An 18003-nucleotide genomic window follows, 5' to 3' on the forward strand; every position below is an offset into this window, starting at 1 on the left:
GGCCCTCGGCTTTTGCCCCGGGCGCCCGTGGCGGTACGGTCACGGATCGGGAGTTCCACGAGAAAGGGCGCCGATGGCGATTGCCAAGGCCGAGCGGCTGATGAACCTGGCGCTGTGCCTGCTGGGTACCCGTCGCCCGCTGACCAAGCGCGAACTGCGGTCGTCGATCGAGGCGTACGTCGAGTCGTTCGGCAAGGGCGACGACGGCGGCCACGACGAGGCGTTCAACCGCATGTTCGAGCGGGACAAGGACGACCTGCGCGAGCTGGGCCTGGTGATCGAGACCGTCGAGGGCCTGGAGGGCGACGTCGGCTACCTCGCCCGCCGCGACAGCAACCGCCTCCCGCCGATCACCCTGGACGCCGAGGAGGCCGCGGCCCTCGGGCTCGCCGCCAAGATCTGGCAGCAGGCCCGGCTGGCCGGGGCGGCCAGCGGCGCCCTGCAGAAGCTGCGCGCCGCCGGGATGCCGCTGGCCGCCGGCGACGACGCCGTCGACGCCCCGCACAGCGCGCTGGAGCCGCGCATCCCTGCCCACGAGGCCGCCTTCGAACCGCTGATGCTGGCCTGCCGGGACCGCCGCCCGGTCGTCTTCGACTACCGCAAGTCCAACGCCGCCCACCCCGAGCGCCGCCAGGTCGAGCCGTGGATCCTGGAGTGCTGGCGCGGCCACTGGTACCTCGCCGGCTGGGACCGCGACCGCCACGCCGAACGCGTCTTCCGGCTCTCCCGGATCACCGGCAAGGTCCGCTCCCGGCAGGGCGCGTTCACCGCGCCGGTGCCCGACCACGTCACCGTCCGCGAGACCGTCGAGGTCTGGGCGGGGGAGACCGCGACCGGCACCGCCCGGATCCGGCTGCGCGCCGGGCACGGCTACCCGCTGCGGGCCCGCGCGCTGACCGTCCGTGAGCTGGGCGACGGCTGGGACGAGTTGGAGATCCCGAACGGACGCGGGCTCGACGCCTGGCTCGTGGAGTTCGGCCCCGACGTGGTGGTGCTGGAACCGGCCGAGCTGCGCGCCGACGTCATCGACCGGCTGCGCGCCGTGGCCAAGGGCTGAGGGGGAGACCGACACATGGCGACCAACGCGATCGACCAGACCCGCCGGATGCTGTCCCTCGTGACATATCTGCGCGAACGCCCCGGCGCCCGCGTCAGCGATGTGGCCCGCGCCTTCGGCATCACCGAGGACGAGCTGATCGCCGACCTCGACGTGCTGCCCATGTGCGGGACGAGCTTCCGCGGCGGCGACCTCCTCGACATCGACACCGACGGCGACCGCATCTGGTGGCACAACCCCGACGACGTCGCCGCCCCGCTGCGGCTCGCCGCCGACGAGGCCACCGCGCTGCTGGTCGCGGCGCGCGCCGTGGCGACCCTGCCGGGTCTGCGCGAGGGCGACCGGCAGGCGCTGCTGCGGGCCACCGCGAAGCTGGAGGCCGCGGCGGGCGAGGCGGCCGGCGCCAGCTCCCGGGTGTCGGTGACCTTCGAGTCCGAGGGCGGCGTCTTCGCCGACGTCGACCGGGCCATCGCCGAGCGCCGCCGCCTGTGGCTGCGCTACTACTCCCCGGCCCGCGACGAGCTGACCGAACGGGAGGTGGACCCGATCCGCCTCTTCGCCGTCGGCCACACCTACATGGAGGCGTGGTGCCGCCTCTCCGAGGCGCGGCGGACCTTCCGTCTCGACCGGGTCGCGGAGATCCGGCTGCTGGACGCGCCCGCCGACCCGCCCCCCGTCGAGCTGCGCGACCTCTCCGAGGGGCTGGTCCAGCCCGCGGCCGAGGACCCCGAGGTGTGCATCGAGGTCGGGCCGGGCGGCCGCTGGGTCGCCGAGTACTACCCGCACGACAGCGCCGAGGAGCTGCCGGACGGCGGGCTGCGGATCACCCTGCGCACCCCCGACCCCGCGTCACTGCGCCGGCTGGCGCTGCGGCTCGGCCGCGACGGGCGGATCACCGCCCCGCGGGAGCTGGCCGACAGCGCGCGGCGCGCCGCCACCGAGGCGCTCGCCGCGTACGGCGAGTGAGCGTGCCCCTGTCACCGTGAGGAGAGGCAGCGAAGGATGACGACGACGGCGACCGGCACCCTGGCGGAAGCGCCCGCCCCGGTGCTCTTCAAGGCGGCGTGCCCCGACTGCCGGGGCCGGTTCGAACTGGCGTCGGACGCCTTCCGGCTGGCCATAGGGGGCAGCCGGCGCACCACGTTCTACTCCTTCACCTGCCCCGACTGCGGGCGGGCGGTGCGCCGCCCGGCCGGGGAGCGGATCGTGGAGCTGCTCACCGGCGGCGGGGTGCGCACCCTGCGGCTGCACACCGGCTGACCGGGCCGCCCGTGGACGGCGCGGTTCCGCGTCACCGTTAGGCTCGTCCCATGCTCTGGCCCATGATCGCTGTCGTCCTCGGTTTCCTCGGCATCGCCGTGCTCGGGGTGCTCGCCCTCCGCGTCTTCATCGAGGTGCGGCGGCTGGCCGGGCAGGTGGGCGATGCGTCGGAGCGGATCCAGCGGGCCGCGCGGGACCTGGAGCGGGCGGCCACGCCGCTGGCGGCCCGGGCCGGACGGTCCGTCGCCGGGGAGGCGGAATCAGGGGAGAACAGGGGTTGACGGGACGTCGGCGCCGTGTTCGAGGACGGTACCCTGGAGCGCGGGTCCGACGGGCGTGGTGTGCACGTGTCCGGGAGTGCGCACGGGGGTTGCCCGGCGTTCACCGGTGAGCGTTACGATCGCTCAAGCACGGCGGACGGACGGATGTCCGGCCAAGTCAGGTAGTCCCATCCCCAGCCGCCTCGGTGAGAAGGTATTCGCTTATGTTGTTCGGAAAGATCGGTGTTCCCGAGCTCATCCTGATCCTCGGCATCGTGGTGCTGCTGTTCGGTGCCAAGAAGCTTCCCGACATGGCCCGCTCCCTCGGCAAGTCCGCCCGCATCCTCAAGAGCGAGGCCAAGGCGATGAAGTCGGAGAGCACGCAGAAGGACGCCGCTCCCGCCGACCCGCCGCAGGACACCACCCAGACCGCCCCCCGGACGATCAAGGCCGCACCCGGCGATGTGAGCAGCGCGCGTCCGGTCACCGAGACCGACCGCACCGCGTAGCGCAGACCGAGGCCCTGACCGGGTGGCGGAGCCTGCCGCCCCCACCGGATGAGATGAGGACGAGGGGTGCGCAAGTCCGTCCCCAAGAAGCAGAAGCGGGAGAAGGATCCCGAGGGGCGAATGCCACTCGTGGAGCACCTGCGGGAGCTGCGTAACCGCCTTGCCAAGGGCGTGCTGGCGATCATCGTCATGATGGTCGTCGCTGCGTTCTTCTACGAGTCGATCATCAACTTCTTCACCAAACCGATCCTCCAGACGATCGGCTGTGATTCGCTCTTCACCGACCTGGCCAAACAGCACTCGGGCCGCTGCGCGAACATCGTGATGATGGACCTCCTCGGTCCCTTCACCCTCGCGCTGAAGGTCTCGCTGGTCTCGGGTCTGATCCTCGCTTCGCCGATCTGGCTGTACCAGCTGTGGGCCTTCCTCGCGCCCGGACTGCACAGCAAGGAGAAGAAATACGCGCTGAGCTTCGTCGGCGTGGGCTTCCCGCTCTTCGTCGTCGGCGCGTACTTCGCGTACGAGGTGATGCCGACCACCGCGCGGGTGCTGATCGAGTTCACCCCGGCGGGCGTGGACAACCTGCTGACGCTGGACAAGCTCCTCGACCTGATCACCCGCATGGTGATCGTTTTCGGCCTCTCCTTCGAGCTGCCGCTGCTGCTGGTCATGCTGAACTTCGCCGGCATCCTCTCGGGCAGGCGGATGCTCGGCTGGTGGCGCGGCATGATCATGGGCATCACGGTCTTCTCCGCCATCGCGACGCCCAGCACCGATCCGGTCACCATGCTGCTGCTGGCCGCGCCGATCTGCCTGCTGTACTTCGGTGCCGTCCTCATCGCGCTCTCCCGGGACGCCCGGCGGCAGCGCCGGGACGCGTCCGGGCCGTCCGACGACGAGGCGTCCGACCTGGATCTGACGCCGCAGCCGATCGGGGAGATGGAGCCGGTGGGCGGCCCCGCGGAGCTGCCCGAGCAGGCGGGCGGATCCGGTGACGACCGGCGCCACCGCGGCGAGCTGGACGATGTGACCTGACATCCGCCGGGGCGGCGCGGGAGGTGATCCCGCGTCCGTCCGGGAGAAGGCGGGGGGCCGGCGGCTCCCCGCCTTCGTCGTCTCCGCGGACCGCGGACCTGCCGTGCGTACGGGGGCGGGCGGAGCGCGGGGAGCGGTGCCGGATAAAGCCGGGTCGAGTGTCAGAGGTGGCCGGTAGGCTCGTGAGCACGATGACCGAGGACATGTCTCCTGCTGAGCGCTATGCCGCCGCCAAGCTCCGTGCGGCCGAGCAGGCCACCGCACTCGCCCCTTTCCGTGAGATGTACGACTTCCCCCTGGATCCGTTCCAGCTCGACGCCTGCCGTGCCCTGGAGGCGGGCAAGGGCGTGCTGGTCGCGGCTCCGACGGGCTCCGGCAAGACGATCGTCGGCGAATTCGCCGTCCACCTGGCCCTCACCCAGGGCCGCAAATGCTTCTACACCACCCCCATCAAGGCGCTGTCCAACCAGAAGTACCAGGACCTGGTGCGGCGGTACGGCCCCGAGAAGGTCGGCCTGCTGACCGGCGACAACAGCGTCAACTCCGAGGCGCCGGTGATCGTGATGACCACCGAGGTGCTGCGGAACATGCTCTATGCGGGCTCCCAGTCGCTGATAGGGCTCAGCTATGTGGTGATGGATGAGGTCCACTACCTCTCCGACCGCTTCCGGGGCGCCGTCTGGGAAGAGGTGATCATCCATCTCCCCGAGTCGGTGACGCTGGTCTCGCTGTCCGCGACGGTCTCCAACGCCGAGGAGTTCGGCGACTGGCTGGACACCGTCCGCGGCGACACCGAGGTGATCGTCTCCGAGCACCGCCCGGTGCCGCTGTGGCAGCACGTCCTCGCGGGCCGCCGGATGTACGACCTGTTCGAGGAGCGGGAGGGCCGCGGCGGCGCCCGGCGTGAGGTCAATCCGGACCTGGAGCGGCTGGCCCGGATGGAGAACAGCCGCCCGACCTTCGGCCGGGACAAGCGCCGCGGCCGGAATCTGCGCGAGGCGGACCGCGAGCGCGAGCGGCGCCAGCGCAGCCGCATCTGGACGCCGAGCCGCCCCGAGGTGATCGACCGGCTGGACAACGAGGGTCTGCTTCCCGCGATCACCTTCATCTTCAGCCGCGCGGGCTGCGAGGCGGCCGTCCAGCAGTGTCTGCACGCGGGGCTGCGCCTCAACGACCAGGAGGGCCGGGAGAAGGTCCGGCGCATAGTCGAGGCACGGACCGCCGGCATCCCCGACGACGACCTCCATGTCCTGGGGTACTTCGAGTGGCTGGAGGGCCTGGAGCGCGGTATCGCCGCCCACCACGCCGGGATGCTGCCGACGTTCAAGGAGGTCGTCGAGGAGCTGTTCGTGAAGGGCCTGGTCAAGGCCGTCTTCGCGACCGAGACGCTGGCGCTGGGCATCAACATGCCGGCCCGCTCCGTGGTGCTGGAGAAGCTGGTCAAGTGGAACGGCGAGCAGCACGCCGACATCACCCCGGGCGAGTTCACCCAGCTCACCGGGCGGGCCGGGCGCCGGGGCATCGACGTCGAGGGCCATGCGGTGGTGCTGTGGCAGCGCGGTATGAACCCGGGCGCGCTGGCCGGTCTCGCCGGGACGCGGACGTATCCGCTGCGCTCGTCGTTCAAACCGTCGTACAACATGGCGGTCAACCTCGTCTCGCAGTTCGGGCGGCACCGCTCGCGCGAGCTGCTGGAGATGTCGTTCGCGCAGTTCCAGGCCGACAGGTCGGTCGTCGGGATCTCCCGTCAGGTGCACAAGAACGAGGAGGGCCTGGAGGGCTACCGCGCCTCCATGACCTGCCATCTCGGCGATTTCGAGGAGTACTCCCGGCTGCGGCGGCAGCTGAAGGACCGGGAGACGGAGCTGGCCAAGCAGGGCGCGGCCCATCGCCGGGTGGCGGCGGCCGCAGCGCTGGAGAAGCTGCGGCCGGGCGACATCATCCATGTCCCGGCCGGGAAGTACGCGGGGCTCGCGCTGGTGCTGGACCCGGGGATGTCCTCGGGCCGCACCGACCGGCAGCGGGGCCACGAGATGCAGGACGGTCCGCGGCCGCTGGTGCTGACCGCCGAGCGGCAGGTCAAGCGGCTGGCGGCGATGGACTTCCCGGTGCCGGTCGAGGCGCTCGACCGGATGCGGATCCCGAGGTCGTTCAACGCCCGCAGCCCGCAGTCCCGCCGCGATCTGGCGTCCTCGCTGCGGACGAAGGCGGGGCATCTCGTCCCCTCCCGGCACCGCAAGCCGCGTGCGGAGGCGGCCGATGACCGGGAGATCGCACGGCTGCGCAAGGAGATCCGGGCGCATCCCTGCCACGGCTGCGACGAGCGCGAGGACCACGCCCGGTGGGCGGAGCGCTACCACCGGCTGCTGCGGGACACCCGGCAACTGGAGCGCCGGATCGAGGGCCGGACGAACACCATCGCCCGCACCTTCGACCGGATCTGCGCACTCCTGACCGAGCTGGACTATCTGGAGGCCGACACCGTCACGGACGAGGGGCGCCGACTGGCCCGGCTCTACGGAGAGTTGGATCTGCTGGCCAGCGAGTGTCTGCGCGAGGGCGTCTGGGAGGGGCTCGGCCCCGCGGAGCTGGCGGCCTGTGCGTCGGCGCTGGTCTTCGAGGCGCGGCAGGCGGACGACGCGGTGGCGCCGAAGCTGCCGTCCGGCCGGGCGCGGGACGCGCTCGCGGAGATGGTGCGGATCTGGGGCCGGCTGGACGCCCTGGAGGAGGACCACAAGATCAACCAGGCGGAGGGCGTCGGCCAGCGGGAGCCCGATCTCGGCTTCGCCTGGGCCGCCTACCGCTGGGCGTCCGGCTTCGGCCTCGACGAGGTGCTGTCGGAGGCGGAGATGCCGGCCGGTGACTTCGTCCGCTGGTGCAAGCAGCTGATCGACGTCCTCGGCCAGATCGCGGTCGCCGCCCCGGCCGGCGGCACCGTCGGACGCACGGCCCGCAAGGCCGTGGACGGCGTGCTGCGCGGCGTGGTGGCGTACTCGTCGGTGGGGTGAGGAAGCGCGCCCCGGGCCGGTGGTCCGGGGCGCGGCCTGCTCGCGAGGCGGCGCCCGTCCCCGGGAAGGGGGCGGGCGCCGCGGCATGTGAGGGGGCTGTACGGATGCGCGCCGCGTCGGTTTCGGGGGGTCAGAATGTGCCGCTGTCCACGGTGGCTGCGGGTGCCGCGCCGCCCGGGGCCGTGGTGCCGTGCGGGGGCGTCGGGCGGTGCCTGGACCGGTGGGCGGCGCGTAGGGCGAGGAAGAGCAGCAGCCCGAACGGCGAGAGCAGCACGGTGAACGCCAGGAGAGGGCCCATGATCAGCGAATGGATGCCCAGGGTCCGGGCCTCGCGGTACATCCACTGGCCGAGAAAGAGGTCCCAGGCGATCACCTGCGCCCAGATCGCCCCGGCGCCGCCGCCGAGCGTCATCAGCTGCTGGAACCCGGCCAGGTCGGGGTGGAGCACGGCGGCCCACAACTGGGGGAACACCGGGACGGCCAGCGCGAGGTAGACGGCGATGACGGGGAGCAGGGGCAGCGGCGATGCGGCGATGCGATCGGTCAGCCGTCGGCCGGGGGCGAGGATCAGCAGGGCCCAGAACGGTGCCGCGCAGAAGAAGGCCAGCTCGAAGAGGGTGCTCTCGGTCATACGGTCAACTCCGGTGGTGGTGTGGAGTACGGCCTGACGTGGCCGTGGGCGCGACGGCGGATGCCGCTTCGGAGGCGGTGTGCCGCGTGAGGTGTCCGCGCGTCAGGCGGGCGATCGGCGCGGCGCGTCCGGGGACGGGCGCGGAGCGCGGGTGCGGGCCAGGACGTGGTCGGGGCGGCGCAGCGCCGCGGCCGTGGCGAGGGCGGTGAGAAGGGCGACGCAGGTCAGCGCGGTGAGGGTGGCGGTGTCCGGGGCGGTGAGGGCCTGGCCGCGCAGCGCCTGCCAGGTGAGGACGGCGAGCAGGGCGGCGGCGGCTCCGGCGGCTGTCAGGACGAGGCGCAGCCGGACCCGTTCCGCGCGCAGCCGGGGGAGCCGGGCGCCGAGCGCGTCGATCCCGTGGAGGAGGAGCGGCAGCGCCTGGAGGGCGTGCATGCCGAAGAAGTGCGGGATGCGCAGGTCGCCGCCGGTGGTGTTCCAACCGGTGATCGGCATGGCCGGGCCGCCGTCGGGGACGCCGACGCTGTGCGCCCCGATGGCGGTCCGCAGTGCTCCTGCCGCCTGCTGAGCCGGGGTCGGGAGCAGCATCAGCGCGCCGAGCAGCAGACCGGCCAGCCCGAGGAGCAGGCCCAGCCGGATCGCCCAGGTCGCCGCGCGGTCGCCGAGCCGGGTGCGGAAGAGCAGTGCGGCGATCACGAGGGTGCCCGTCCACAGCACGGCGATGGTGAGGCCCATGATCTGGAAGAGCGCGCGGTCCAGGGGGGTGGCGACGTTGAAGTGGCTGCTGTGGCCGCGGATCGTCTGGCCGACGATGATCGCCATCTCGACGACTCCGGCGGCCACGACGGTGTGTGCCGCCCACCGGCCGGTCCGGGTCGGACCGCGGCGGCCGAGCATCCAGGCGAGCGTCAGACCGTAGGCGGTGAACGACACCGCGAACTTGAAGGGCTTCAGCCAGATCGGTGCGCCGACGAGTACGCGGTCGTCGGCGATCAGGCCGACCGCTGCGACGACGGCCAACGCGGCCATGGCCCAGGAAAACACGAGTAACGAACGGTATCTGGACATAAGGGCCCCCAAGAATGGATAGCGATGCTTGCCGCTATCTGATAGCTGGACTATCTATGATGGGAGGCGACATGGCAAGGCCGGGCAGCGGGGGCCTGGTGCACGGCGGCCGGCGGTGGTCCGGGCGGGAGAAGGGCAGCGGATGCGCATCGGGGAACTGAGCCGGGAGACCGGTGTTGCGGTGCCGACGATCAAGTACTACGTCCGCGAGGGACTGCTCCCCGCCGGGCGGCTGACCAGCCCGAATCAGGCGGTGTACGAGGAATCGCATGCGCGCAGGCTGCGGCTGATCCGCGGTCTGATGGAGGTCGGCGGGCTCTCGGTCGTGGCGGTCCGGGGCGTGCTGGCGGCGGTCGACTCGCCGGAACCGGTGCACAAGGTGCTGGGTGCGGCGCAGCACGCCGTCACCCCGCCGGTCGGCGGCGATCCCGGGGGGCTGGAGGAGGCGCGGCACGCCGTCGCGGAGTTGGTGCGCCGCCGGGGGTGGCGGGTCGACCTCGCGAATCCGTCCGTGGAGGCGATGGCGGTGACGCTGGCCACCTTCCGCGACATCGGCCACGGCGCGTTCGAGGAGGTGCTGGACGACTATGCGGAGGCGTGCGAGCGGATCGCCCACGCCGACCTGGAGTTCGTGGGGCGGACCGCCGAGGTGGACCGTCTCGTGGAGAGCGTGGTGGTCGGCACCGTGCTGGGTGATGCGGTGCTCGCGGCCATGCGGCGGCTCGCCCATGTGGACGCGTCGGCCCGCCGCTTCGGGACGGGGCCGAGCTGACCGGACGTCATCTGCCGGGTTGCCTGCGTGCGGTGACGGGGCGTAGGGGCGCCGGGTGGGCCGCGCCGCGCCCAGTGGTCACCGGCGCCGTACGAAAGAGGCGCTCCCCGAATGCGAAGGTGCCGTCCGGTGGGGGAGTTGCCCACACCGGACGGCGCCGCGCACCGCTTCGTCGTTTCCGCTGCTCAGGCCGCCGCGGGCTCCTGCTCCGCCTCGACCTGCTGGTTCCAGTCGCGCTTGGAGGCCTGCCAGCCGTCCTCGTCGTGGCCGCTGCGCCAGTAGCCCGAGATCGACAGCGCCTCGCGCGGGATGCCGCGCTCGACGCGGAGGACGCGGCGCAGTTCCTTGACGAAGCCCGCCTCGCCGTGGACGAACGCCTGGACCCGCCCGGTGGGGAAGTCCAGCGCCTCGACGGCGGCGACGAGGCGGCGGCCGACCGGTGCGTCGCCGCGGTGCAGCCAGGTGATCTCGGCGGCCGCCGGTGCCGTCAGCGCCTGCTCCTCCTCGGGCCCGGCCACCTCGATGAAGGCGTGGACCGGCACGCCCTCCGGCATCCGGGCCAGCGACGCCGCGATGGCCGGGAGCGCGCTCTCGTCCCCGGCGAGCAGATGCCAGTCCGCCGCGGTCCCGGGGGCGTACGCGCCGCCCGGTCCGAGGAAGAGGACCTCGTCGCCCGGCCTCGCCGCGGCCGCCCACGGGCCCGCGACGCCCTCGTCACCGTGGACCACGAAGTCGACGGTCAGCTCGCGCAGCTCCGGGTCCCAGGCGCGCACCGTGTACGTACGCGTCCGGGGCCACCGGTCGCGCGGCAGTTCGGCGCGGATCCGTGCGATGTCGAACGGCTCGGGGTAGTCGACGCCGGGCAGCGGGAACTGCAGCTTGATGTAGTGATCGCTGTAGGTGCCGGCGGCGAAGGCGGCGAGGCCCTCACCGCCGAGGACCAGCCGGACCATGTGCGGGGTGAGCTGCTCGGTGCGCCGGACCTCGGCGCGGTGCAGCGTCTGCTTCTTACGGGCGGGTCGCTCTGCTGCCACGGCGGTCTCCCCTGACGCGGTGATTAGTTAGGTTCACCTAACTTAACAGTTCACCCCTGGAGTGTGTCGAGCAATCGCTGGAGCGAGCCGCCCAGGCCCCACCGCGCGGCGAGCGATTCCAGCCGTTCGGGGTCCGCGGGCTTGCGGGGGAGCGCGAAGCCGCTCTGCGGCACCGGTACGTCGGTGGCCACTCGCACCACCTTCGGGGCGACCGCCAGATACGGCGCGGCTTCGGTCAGCCGCCGGCGCTGGGTGGGGGTGAGCTTCGAGGCCGGATCGGCGGCCGCCGCGATGATCCCGTCCAGGTCGCCGTAGGCGTCGAGCAGCTTGGCCGCGGTCTTCTCGCCGATGCCCGGTACGCCCGGCAGGCCGTCGCTCGGGTCGCCGCGCAGCAGCGCCAGGTCCGCGTACCCGCGCCCGTCGACCCCGTACTTCTCGCGCAGCAGCGCCTCGTCGGTGAGCTGGAGGGTGCCGACGCCCTTGAGCGGATAGAGGATGCGGACGCCGCGCGCGTCGTCGACCAGCTGGTAGAGGTCGCGGTCGCCGGTGACGACGTCGACCGGGCCGCTCGCGCGCGCGGTCAGCGTGCCGATGACGTCGTCCGCCTCGTAGCCCGCCGCGCCGACCCGGGCGATGCCCAGTGCGTCCAGGACCTCCTCGATCACCGGGACCTGCGGGGAGAGGGTGTCGGGGATCTCCTCCTCGTCCGGGGCGCCCGAGCCCGCCGGGGCCTCGGCCGCGACCCGGTGCGCCTTGTAGGAGGGGATCAGGTCGACCCGCCACTGGGGGCGCCAGTCGGCGTCCATGCAGGCGACCAGGGAGTCGGGGTGATGGTCCTGGACGAGCCGGGCGATGAAGTCCAGCAGGCCGCGTACCGCGTTCACCGGGGTGCCGTCCGGGGCCCGGACCGAGTCGGGGACGCCGAAGTAGGCGCGGAAGTAGAGGGAGGCGGTGTCGAGGAGCATCAGGCGTCGAGTCACCCCCGCATGATGCCGTACGGCGGAAACCTCCCAGGAGTACGGCTCAAACGTGGCCCGGATGTGAGGTGGGTCACCGGATGGTTTGAGCCAGATAAAGGGGGGCAGGCGCGCAGCCGGAGCGGACCCGATAAGCGTTTCAACATTTTTATCGGTGAAGGCGGGCGGATCCCGTCCCTCTCCACGACCTGTCTACGGGGGTGGCAGGTCGTTTCTCGTGCGACAAGAGAGGTGTATGTGTCCAGGCTTCAAGCCGAGCACCTGTACATGGTGTTCGGCAGACGACCGAAGGACGCGGTGCGCAGGCTCCAGGAGGGAGCCGACCGCGACGAGCTGCGCGCCGAGGGCACAACCGCCGCGGTGATCGACGCGTCGATCGAGGTGGACGAGGGCCAGATCTTCGTCGTCATGGGTCTGTCCGGGTCCGGTAAGTCCACGCTGCTGCGGACCCTGAACGGGCTGCTGGAGCCGACCGCCGGAACCGTACGGTTCGACGGCGAGGACCTGACCTCGCTCAGCGCCAAGGAACTGCGCAAGGTCCGCTCCGAGAAGATCTCCATGGTCTTCCAGCACTTCGCACTCTTCCCGCACCGCAGCGTGCTGGAGAACGCCGCCTACGGCCTGGAGGTCCAGGGCGTTCCGCGCGCCGAGCGCGAGAAGCGCGCCTACGAGGCACTGGAGCTGACCGGCCTCAAGGGCTGGGAGAAGTCCTGGCCCGACGAGCTGTCCGGCGGTATGCAGCAGCGCGTCGGCCTGGCCCGCGCGCTCGCCACCGACGCCGACCTGCTGCTGATGGACGAGTCCTTCAGCGCGCTGGACCCGCTGATCCGCCGCGACATGCAGGATCAGCTGCTGGAGCTCCAGAAGACGCTGAAGAAGACCATCGTCTTCATCACCCACGACCTCAACGAGGCGATGCGCCTCGGCGACAAGATCGCCGTCATGCGCGACGGCCGTATCGTGCAGATCGGCAGCGCCGAGGACATCCTCGTCCGCCCGGCCAACGACTACGTCGCCTCCTTCACCCAGGACGTCGACCGCACCCGGGTGCTGACCGCCGGCGCGATCATGACCGGCACCGACGAGGTGCTGGGCACCACCGCCCCGGACGGCAAGAAGATCGCCACCCTCGACGACTTCCTCGCCGCCGCGCCCGCCGTCGTCGGCAAGGACACCCCGATCGTCGACCTCTTCACGCCCTGCTCGGTCAGCACCGTGCCGGTCGCCGTGGCCGACGAGGCGGGCAAGGCCGTCGGCGCCGTCCGCGCCGACCGGCTGCTCGCCGCGCTCGGCGAGGACACCGGCGAGCCCGCGGCCCCCGCGCCGCGCCCGGCCCCGGCGGACAAGCTCACGAAGGCTGCCGCCGCGGACGTGAAGAAGGACGCGGAAGCGCCCGAGGACAACGACCCCGAGGGCAAGGTGAGCGCCGGTGCCTAGGATTCAGATAGGCAGCTGGGCCAGCGACGCCGTCGACTGGCTCACCAACCACGCCGCCTGGCTCTTCGACTTCGTCACGCACGTACTCAACGGCTTCTACACCGGCATCCACGCGGTCCTCGCCGGTCCCGAGCCGCTGATCCTCGCCGGGATCTTCGCGATCATCGCCTGGTGGCTGCGCGGCCTGCCCGCCGCGGTCCTCACCTTCCTCGGCTTCGCGCTGATCGACTCCATCGAGCAGTGGGACGAGACGATCTCGTCGCTCTCGCTGGTGCTGGTCGCCTGCATCATCACCGTCGTGGTCGCCGTGCCGCTCGGCATCTGGGCCGCCCGCAGCCGCGCCGTCGGCGGTGCGCTGCGCCCGGTCCTCGACCTGATGCAGACGATGCCCGCGATGGTCTACCTGATCCCGGGCATCCTCTTCTTCGGCCTCGGTGTCGTCCCCGGCATCGTCTCCACCATCGTCTTCTCCATGCCGCCCGCCGTCCGCATGACGGAGCTGGGCATCCGGCAGGTCGACGAGGAACTGGTCGAGGCGGCCGAGGCGTTCGGCACCCACCCGCGGCGCACCCTCTTCCGGGTGCAGCTGCCGCTGGCCCTGCCGACGATCATGGCCGGTGTCAACCAGGTCATCATGCTGGCGCTGTCCATGGTCGTCATCGCCGGTACCGCCGGTGGCGGCGGTCTGGGCGGTTCGGTCTACAACTCGCTCAGCTCCGTCGACGTGAAGCTGGGCGCCGAGGCGGGCCTCTCCGTCGTCATCCTCGCCGTCTACCTCGACCGGATGACCGGCGCCCTCAACCAGCGGGTCTCGCCGCTGGGCCGCCGCGCCCTCGCCAAGGCGCAGGCCGCGCTCGGCGGGATGAAGTTCCTGCGCTGGAAGCCGGCCACCTCGCTGGCGACCGTCGGCGTCGTCGTCCTCGCGCTGGTCGCGGGCGGTATGAGCTACGTCGGCAAGGACTCCGGTGGCGCCGCCGCCGGCAACGACGGCCACGGCCGCACGATCAGCCTCGGCTACGTCAACTGGGACGAGGGGCGCGCCACCACCTTCCTGTGGAAGGAGATCCTGGAGCAGCGCGGCTTCAAGCCGAAGGTCCAGGCCCTGGAGGCCGGTCCGCTCTTCGCCGGTCAGGCCCGTGGCGACATCGACGTCCAGTCCAACGCCTGGCTGCCGACGACGCACGCGGAGTACTGGAAGCAGTACAAGGACAAGCTGGAGGACCTCGGCGCCTGGTACGACAAGACGTCGCTGGAGATCGCCGTCCCGTCGTACATGAAGGACTTCAAGTCCCTCGAAGACCTCAAGGGCAAGGGCGCCACCTTCGGCGGCAAGATCATCGGCATCGAGCCGGGTGCCGGCGAGATGAAGATCCTGAAGGAGAAGGTCCTCAAGGAGTACGGCCTGTCCGGCGAGTACAAGGTCCAGGACTCCACGACCTCCTCGATGCTGGCCGAGCTGCAGCGGGCGTACGCGAAGAAGAAGCCGATCGCCGTCCCGCTGTGGTCGCCGCACTGGGCGTACAACAAGTACGACCTGACCAAGCTGAAGGACCCCAAGGGCGCCTTCGGCTCCGGTGACAGCCTGCACATGCTGGGCCGCAAGGGCTTCTCCGAGGACGAGCCGCTGGTCGCCGGGTGGATGAAGAACTTCCACCTGGACGAGGACCAGCTCACCAGCCTGGAGAACGAGATCCAGACCGCCGGCAACGGACACGAGCAGGAGGGTGTCCGCGCCTGGCTGAAGAAGAACCCCGGTCTGGTCGACAAGATCGCGCCGTCCAGTCACGCCTCGTACGCCAAGGGCAAGGACGCCGGCAAGGCGCCCGACCTCGGCTACCCGGCGTGGGACGAGGGCATCGCCACCACGTACCTGTGGAAGAACGTCCTGGAGAAGCGCGGCTACAAGCCGAAGCTGCACAACCTCGACGTCGGTCCGATGTGGACCGGCCTGTCGACCGGTCAGATCGATGTGGAGACCGACGGCTGGCTGCCGGTCGCGCAGAAGCAGTACTGGGACAAGTACAAGAAGAGCCTTGTCGACATCGGTCCCTGGTACGACAGGACGTCGCTGGAGATCGCGGTGCCGTCCTACGTCAAGGACGTCAAGACCCTCGACGACCTGCGCAAGCACAAGGACGAGTTCGGCGGCAAGATCATCGGCATCGAGCCGGGCACCGGTGAGATGAAGCGCCTCAAGAGCACCGTCGCCCCGGCGTACGGTCTGGACGGCTTCCAGGTCACCTCCGCCGGTACCAGCGCGATGCTCGCCGAACTCCAGCGGGCGTACGCCAAGAAGGAGCCCATCGCGGTCGTCCTGTGGTCGCCGCACTGGGCGTACAGCAAGTACGACCTGACCAAGCTGAAGGACCCCAAGGGCACCTGGGGCGCCGAGAACCACATCACCTCGATCGGCAACAAGAGCTTCCCGAAGGAATTCCCCGAGTTCCACGGCTGGCTGAAGAACTGGAAGATGACCCCCGACGAGCTGAGCAGTCTGGAGAAGGACATCCAGGACGCCGGTAAGGGCAACGAGGACAAGGGCGTCCAGAAGTGGATCGACGCCCACCCGGGCATCGTCGACAAGATGGCGCCCGTGAAGTAACGCGCACGGCACACCCGTCGCACGGTGCGGGCCCCGCCTCCGGCAGTACGCCGGGGGCGGGGCCCGTTTCCGTACGCGCGGGCCGTGCCGCTCAGCCCCCGGCGGCGGCCACCAGCGCCGCCACCACCCGCGGGTCGTCGCCGGCCTCCGGATGCCACTGCACGGCCAGCGTGAACGCGGGCGCGTCCGGGTCCTCCACCGCCTCCACCGTGCCGTCCGCCGCGTACGCCGAGACCCGCAGGTTCCGGCCGAGGCGGTCGACGGCCTGGTGGTGGTAGGTCGGGACGGAGACCTCCGAGGGCAGGACGGCTGCCAGGGCGGTGCCGGGGACCGGGGTGACGGTGTGCCGGGCGAAGGTGCCGGGCGGGCCGTTGTGCCCGTCGAGGTGCTGGACGAGCGTGCCGCCGCGTGCGACGTTCAGCAGTTGCAGCCCCCGGCAGATGCCGAGCAGCGGGACGCCCGCGGCCGACGCCGCGTCGATCAGGGCGAGTTCCCAGGCGTCCCGGGCGGGCGCGGGCGGTCCGGTCCGCGGGTCCGGTGCGGCGCCGTAGCGCTCCGGGGCGATATCCGCGCCGCCCGCGACGATCAGCCCGTCCAGCCGGGCGACGGTGGCGGCGGCGGTCTCCGGGGCGTCCGGCGGCAGCAGCGCGGCGATCCCGCCCGCCCGTTGGACGTGCCGGTGGTACCCGGCGGGCAGCACGGCCGCGGGCTGTGTCCACACGCCCCACCGCGCCGCGTCCTCCAGATAGGTGCTGATGCCGATGAGCGGCCGGTGCATCGGGTCCTCCGTACGGGGTCGGGGGCGGAGTCGGGTGCAGCTGCGGGTCAGCCGCGGTCCAGTTCGGCCTCGGCGGCGGCCAGCGCGGCGAACTCCTCCTCGGGCGCCGCGGCCACCAGCCGGTGCCGCGACCAGCACGCGAAGTACACCAGCGCCACGCCGTACACGCCGAGCGCGATCAGCGCCGCGTCCTTGTCCACCAGGAACGTCGCCACCAGCGCCGCACAGGCGAGGACGAGGGCGACGGCCGAGGTGAGCATCCCGCCCGGGGTGCGGTACGGCCGGTGCAGCCCCGGCTCGCGCCGCCGCAGCACCAGGTGCGAGAGCGCCATCAGGGCGTACGAGATGGTGGCGCCGAAGACCGCGACGTTCAGCATCCGGGCGCCGTCGCCGGTGGCCGCCGCGAGGGCGAAGCCGAGGGCGCCCGGCACCAGCAGGCCCAGGTAGGGGGCTTTGCGGCGGCTCGTCAGGGAGAGGAAGCGGGGCAGATAGCCGGCCCGGGAGAGGGCGAAGAGCTGCCGCGAGCCGGCGAAGATCAGGGAGAAGAACGAGGCCACCAGACCGGCGAGCCCTGCGTAGTTGACGATCCGGCCGGCCACCGTCGGGGTGCCGTGCGGCTGGAGCGCCTGCACCAGCGGGTCACCGACCGACTGGAGCGCCGCGCTGCCGCGGGCGCCGGTCGCGGCGGTGAAGGTGATCAGCGCGAGCAGCAGCAGGACGCCCATCGCGGAGGCCATCGCCCGCGGCAGCACCCGCGCCGGATCCCGGGTCTCCTCCGCCGCCAGCGGGACGCCCTCCACGCCGAGGAAGAACCACATCCCGAACGGGAACGCCGCCCAGATGCCGAGCAGCCCGAACGGCAGCCAGGACGAGGCGCCGAACGCGTGCGCGCGTACCGGGATGTCGTCGAGCGCGTCCACGTGGAAGTTGCTGAACGCGGCGACGGCGAAGACCAGCAGCGCGGCCACCGCGACGGCGGTGACCACCAGGCTGAAGCGCAGCGCCTCGCCCACGCCCCACAGATGGATGCCGATGAACACGACGAAGCACGCCAGGTACACGGGCCAGCCGGAGTGCAGGCCGAACAGGCCGAGCGATTCGACGTAGTCGCCGATGAAGATCGAGATGGCGGCGGGCGCGAGGACGTACTCGATGAGGATGGCGGTGCCGGTCAGGAAGCCGCCCCAGGTGCCCAGGGCGCGCCGGGCGAAGCCGTAGCCGCCGCCCGCGGTGGGCAGCACCGACGCCAGCTCCGCCAGCGCGAAGACCAGGCAGGTGTACATCAGGCCCATCAGCACGGCGGCGACGGCCAGTCCGCCGAACCCGCCGTGCGCCAGGCCGTTGTTCCAGCCGGAGAAGTCGCCGGAGACGACGTAGGCGACGCCGAGTCCGGTCAGCAGCAGCGGGCCCGCGCTGCCGCGCCGCAGCGACCGCCGCTCCAGGTAGGTGTCCTCGGGGGAGGGTTCCCCGGGACCGGTCCGGGGCGGTGCGCTCTGCGGTTCCGTTCGGTCGGCCATCAGCCGCTCCTGCCTCGCCGGTGGTCCGGGGCGCCCGGGACGGACGGCCCGAATAAAGGTT

16 protein-coding genes are annotated in these 18003 nt (G+C 71.8%); 10 read left to right on the plus strand and 6 right to left on the minus strand.

Translation table 11 applies throughout. The features are described 5' to 3' along the window. Positions 1–73: 73 nt before the first annotated feature. From ACF1BH_RS09080 to ACF1BH_RS09110, 7 genes are all read left to right on the plus strand, one after another. Positions 74–1057, plus strand: a complete 984-nt coding sequence (locus ACF1BH_RS09080; RefSeq protein WP_391641775.1) for a helix-turn-helix transcriptional regulator — start codon at positions 74–76, stop codon at positions 1055–1057. 15 nt (positions 1058–1072) lie between these two features. Continuing rightward, positions 1073–2023, plus strand: a complete 951-nt coding sequence (locus ACF1BH_RS09085) for a helix-turn-helix transcriptional regulator (protein WP_391641776.1) — start codon at positions 1073–1075, stop codon at positions 2021–2023. Positions 2024–2059: 36 nt separating this feature from the next. Beyond that, positions 2060–2317, plus strand: coding sequence for a hypothetical protein (locus ACF1BH_RS09090; RefSeq protein ID WP_391641777.1), 258 nt, complete (start codon positions 2060–2062; stop codon positions 2315–2317). Between the two features lie 50 nt (positions 2318–2367). Continuing rightward, entirely contained in the window at positions 2368–2598 is a 231-nt protein-coding gene (locus ACF1BH_RS09095; RefSeq protein ID WP_391641778.1) for a hypothetical protein, read from the plus strand. 206 nt (positions 2599–2804) lie between these two features. Continuing rightward, positions 2805–3086, plus strand: coding sequence for a Sec-independent protein translocase subunit TatA (tatA, locus tag ACF1BH_RS09100; RefSeq protein ID WP_391642188.1), 282 nt, complete (start codon positions 2805–2807; stop codon positions 3084–3086). A 120-nt stretch (positions 3087–3206) separates the two neighbouring features. Continuing rightward, positions 3207–4121 (plus strand): twin-arginine translocase subunit TatC, encoded by a 915-nt coding sequence (tatC, locus tag ACF1BH_RS09105; RefSeq protein WP_391642189.1) that lies wholly within the window; start codon positions 3207–3209, stop codon positions 4119–4121. Between the two features lie 191 nt (positions 4122–4312). After that, on the plus strand, positions 4313–7129 hold the full coding sequence (locus tag ACF1BH_RS09110; protein WP_391641779.1) for a DEAD/DEAH box helicase: 2817 nt from the start codon (positions 4313–4315) through the stop codon (positions 7127–7129). 130 nt (positions 7130–7259) lie between these two features. Here the strand turns inward: ACF1BH_RS09110 and ACF1BH_RS09115 are convergent, their stop codons facing one another. Both ACF1BH_RS09115 and ACF1BH_RS09120 read right to left on the minus strand, forming a co-directional pair. Beyond that, positions 7260–7760, minus strand: coding sequence for an ABA4-like family protein (locus ACF1BH_RS09115; RefSeq protein ID WP_391641780.1), 501 nt, complete (start codon positions 7758–7760; stop codon positions 7260–7262). Between the two features lie 102 nt (positions 7761–7862). Then, entirely contained in the window at positions 7863–8786 is a 924-nt protein-coding gene (locus ACF1BH_RS09120) for a hypothetical protein (protein ID WP_391642190.1), read from the minus strand. A gap of 181 nt (positions 8787–8967) precedes the next feature. On the opposite strand from ACF1BH_RS09120, the gene ACF1BH_RS09125 reads away from it, so the two are divergent. Beyond that, entirely contained in the window at positions 8968–9597 is a 630-nt protein-coding gene (locus ACF1BH_RS09125) for a MerR family transcriptional regulator (protein ID WP_391641781.1), read from the plus strand. A gap of 185 nt (positions 9598–9782) precedes the next feature. Here ACF1BH_RS09125 and ACF1BH_RS09130 read toward each other — a convergent pair whose 3' ends face one another. Together ACF1BH_RS09130 and ACF1BH_RS09135 are read right to left on the minus strand one after the other, a co-directional pair. Further along, a complete protein-coding gene (locus ACF1BH_RS09130) occupies positions 9783–10631 on the minus strand; it encodes a siderophore-interacting protein (protein ID WP_391641782.1) in 849 nt (282 codons plus the stop codon). A gap of 50 nt (positions 10632–10681) precedes the next feature. Beyond that, positions 10682–11596: a 5'-3' exonuclease H3TH domain-containing protein gene (locus ACF1BH_RS09135; RefSeq protein ID WP_391642191.1), complete on the minus strand. Its 915-nt coding sequence runs from the start codon at positions 11594–11596 to the stop codon at positions 10682–10684. A 249-nt stretch (positions 11597–11845) separates the two neighbouring features. Between ACF1BH_RS09135 and ACF1BH_RS09140 the strand changes: the two genes are divergently transcribed. Next, complete coding sequence (locus tag ACF1BH_RS09140; RefSeq protein WP_391641783.1) at positions 11846–13045, plus strand: glycine betaine/L-proline ABC transporter ATP-binding protein; 1200 nt, start codon at positions 11846–11848, stop codon at positions 13043–13045. Then, entirely contained in the window at positions 13038–15647 is a 2610-nt protein-coding gene (locus ACF1BH_RS09145; RefSeq protein ID WP_391641784.1) for an ABC transporter permease/substrate binding protein, read from the plus strand. The genes ACF1BH_RS09140 and ACF1BH_RS09145 overlap by 8 nt, the downstream gene beginning before the upstream one ends. A gap of 91 nt (positions 15648–15738) precedes the next feature. Here ACF1BH_RS09145 and ACF1BH_RS09150 read toward each other — a convergent pair whose 3' ends face one another. Further along, positions 15739–16425 (minus strand): gamma-glutamyl-gamma-aminobutyrate hydrolase family protein, encoded by a 687-nt coding sequence (locus ACF1BH_RS09150; protein WP_391641785.1) that lies wholly within the window; start codon positions 16423–16425, stop codon positions 15739–15741. Positions 16426–16472: 47 nt separating this feature from the next. Continuing rightward, positions 16473–17942, minus strand: a complete 1470-nt coding sequence (gene eat / locus ACF1BH_RS09155; RefSeq protein WP_391641786.1) for an ethanolamine permease — start codon at positions 17940–17942, stop codon at positions 16473–16475. Positions 17943–18003: the final 61 nt, after the last annotated feature.

This window comes from Streptomyces sp. NPDC014733, from assembly GCF_043083385.1.
GTDB lineage: Bacteria > Actinomycetota > Actinomycetes > Streptomycetales > Streptomycetaceae > Streptomyces.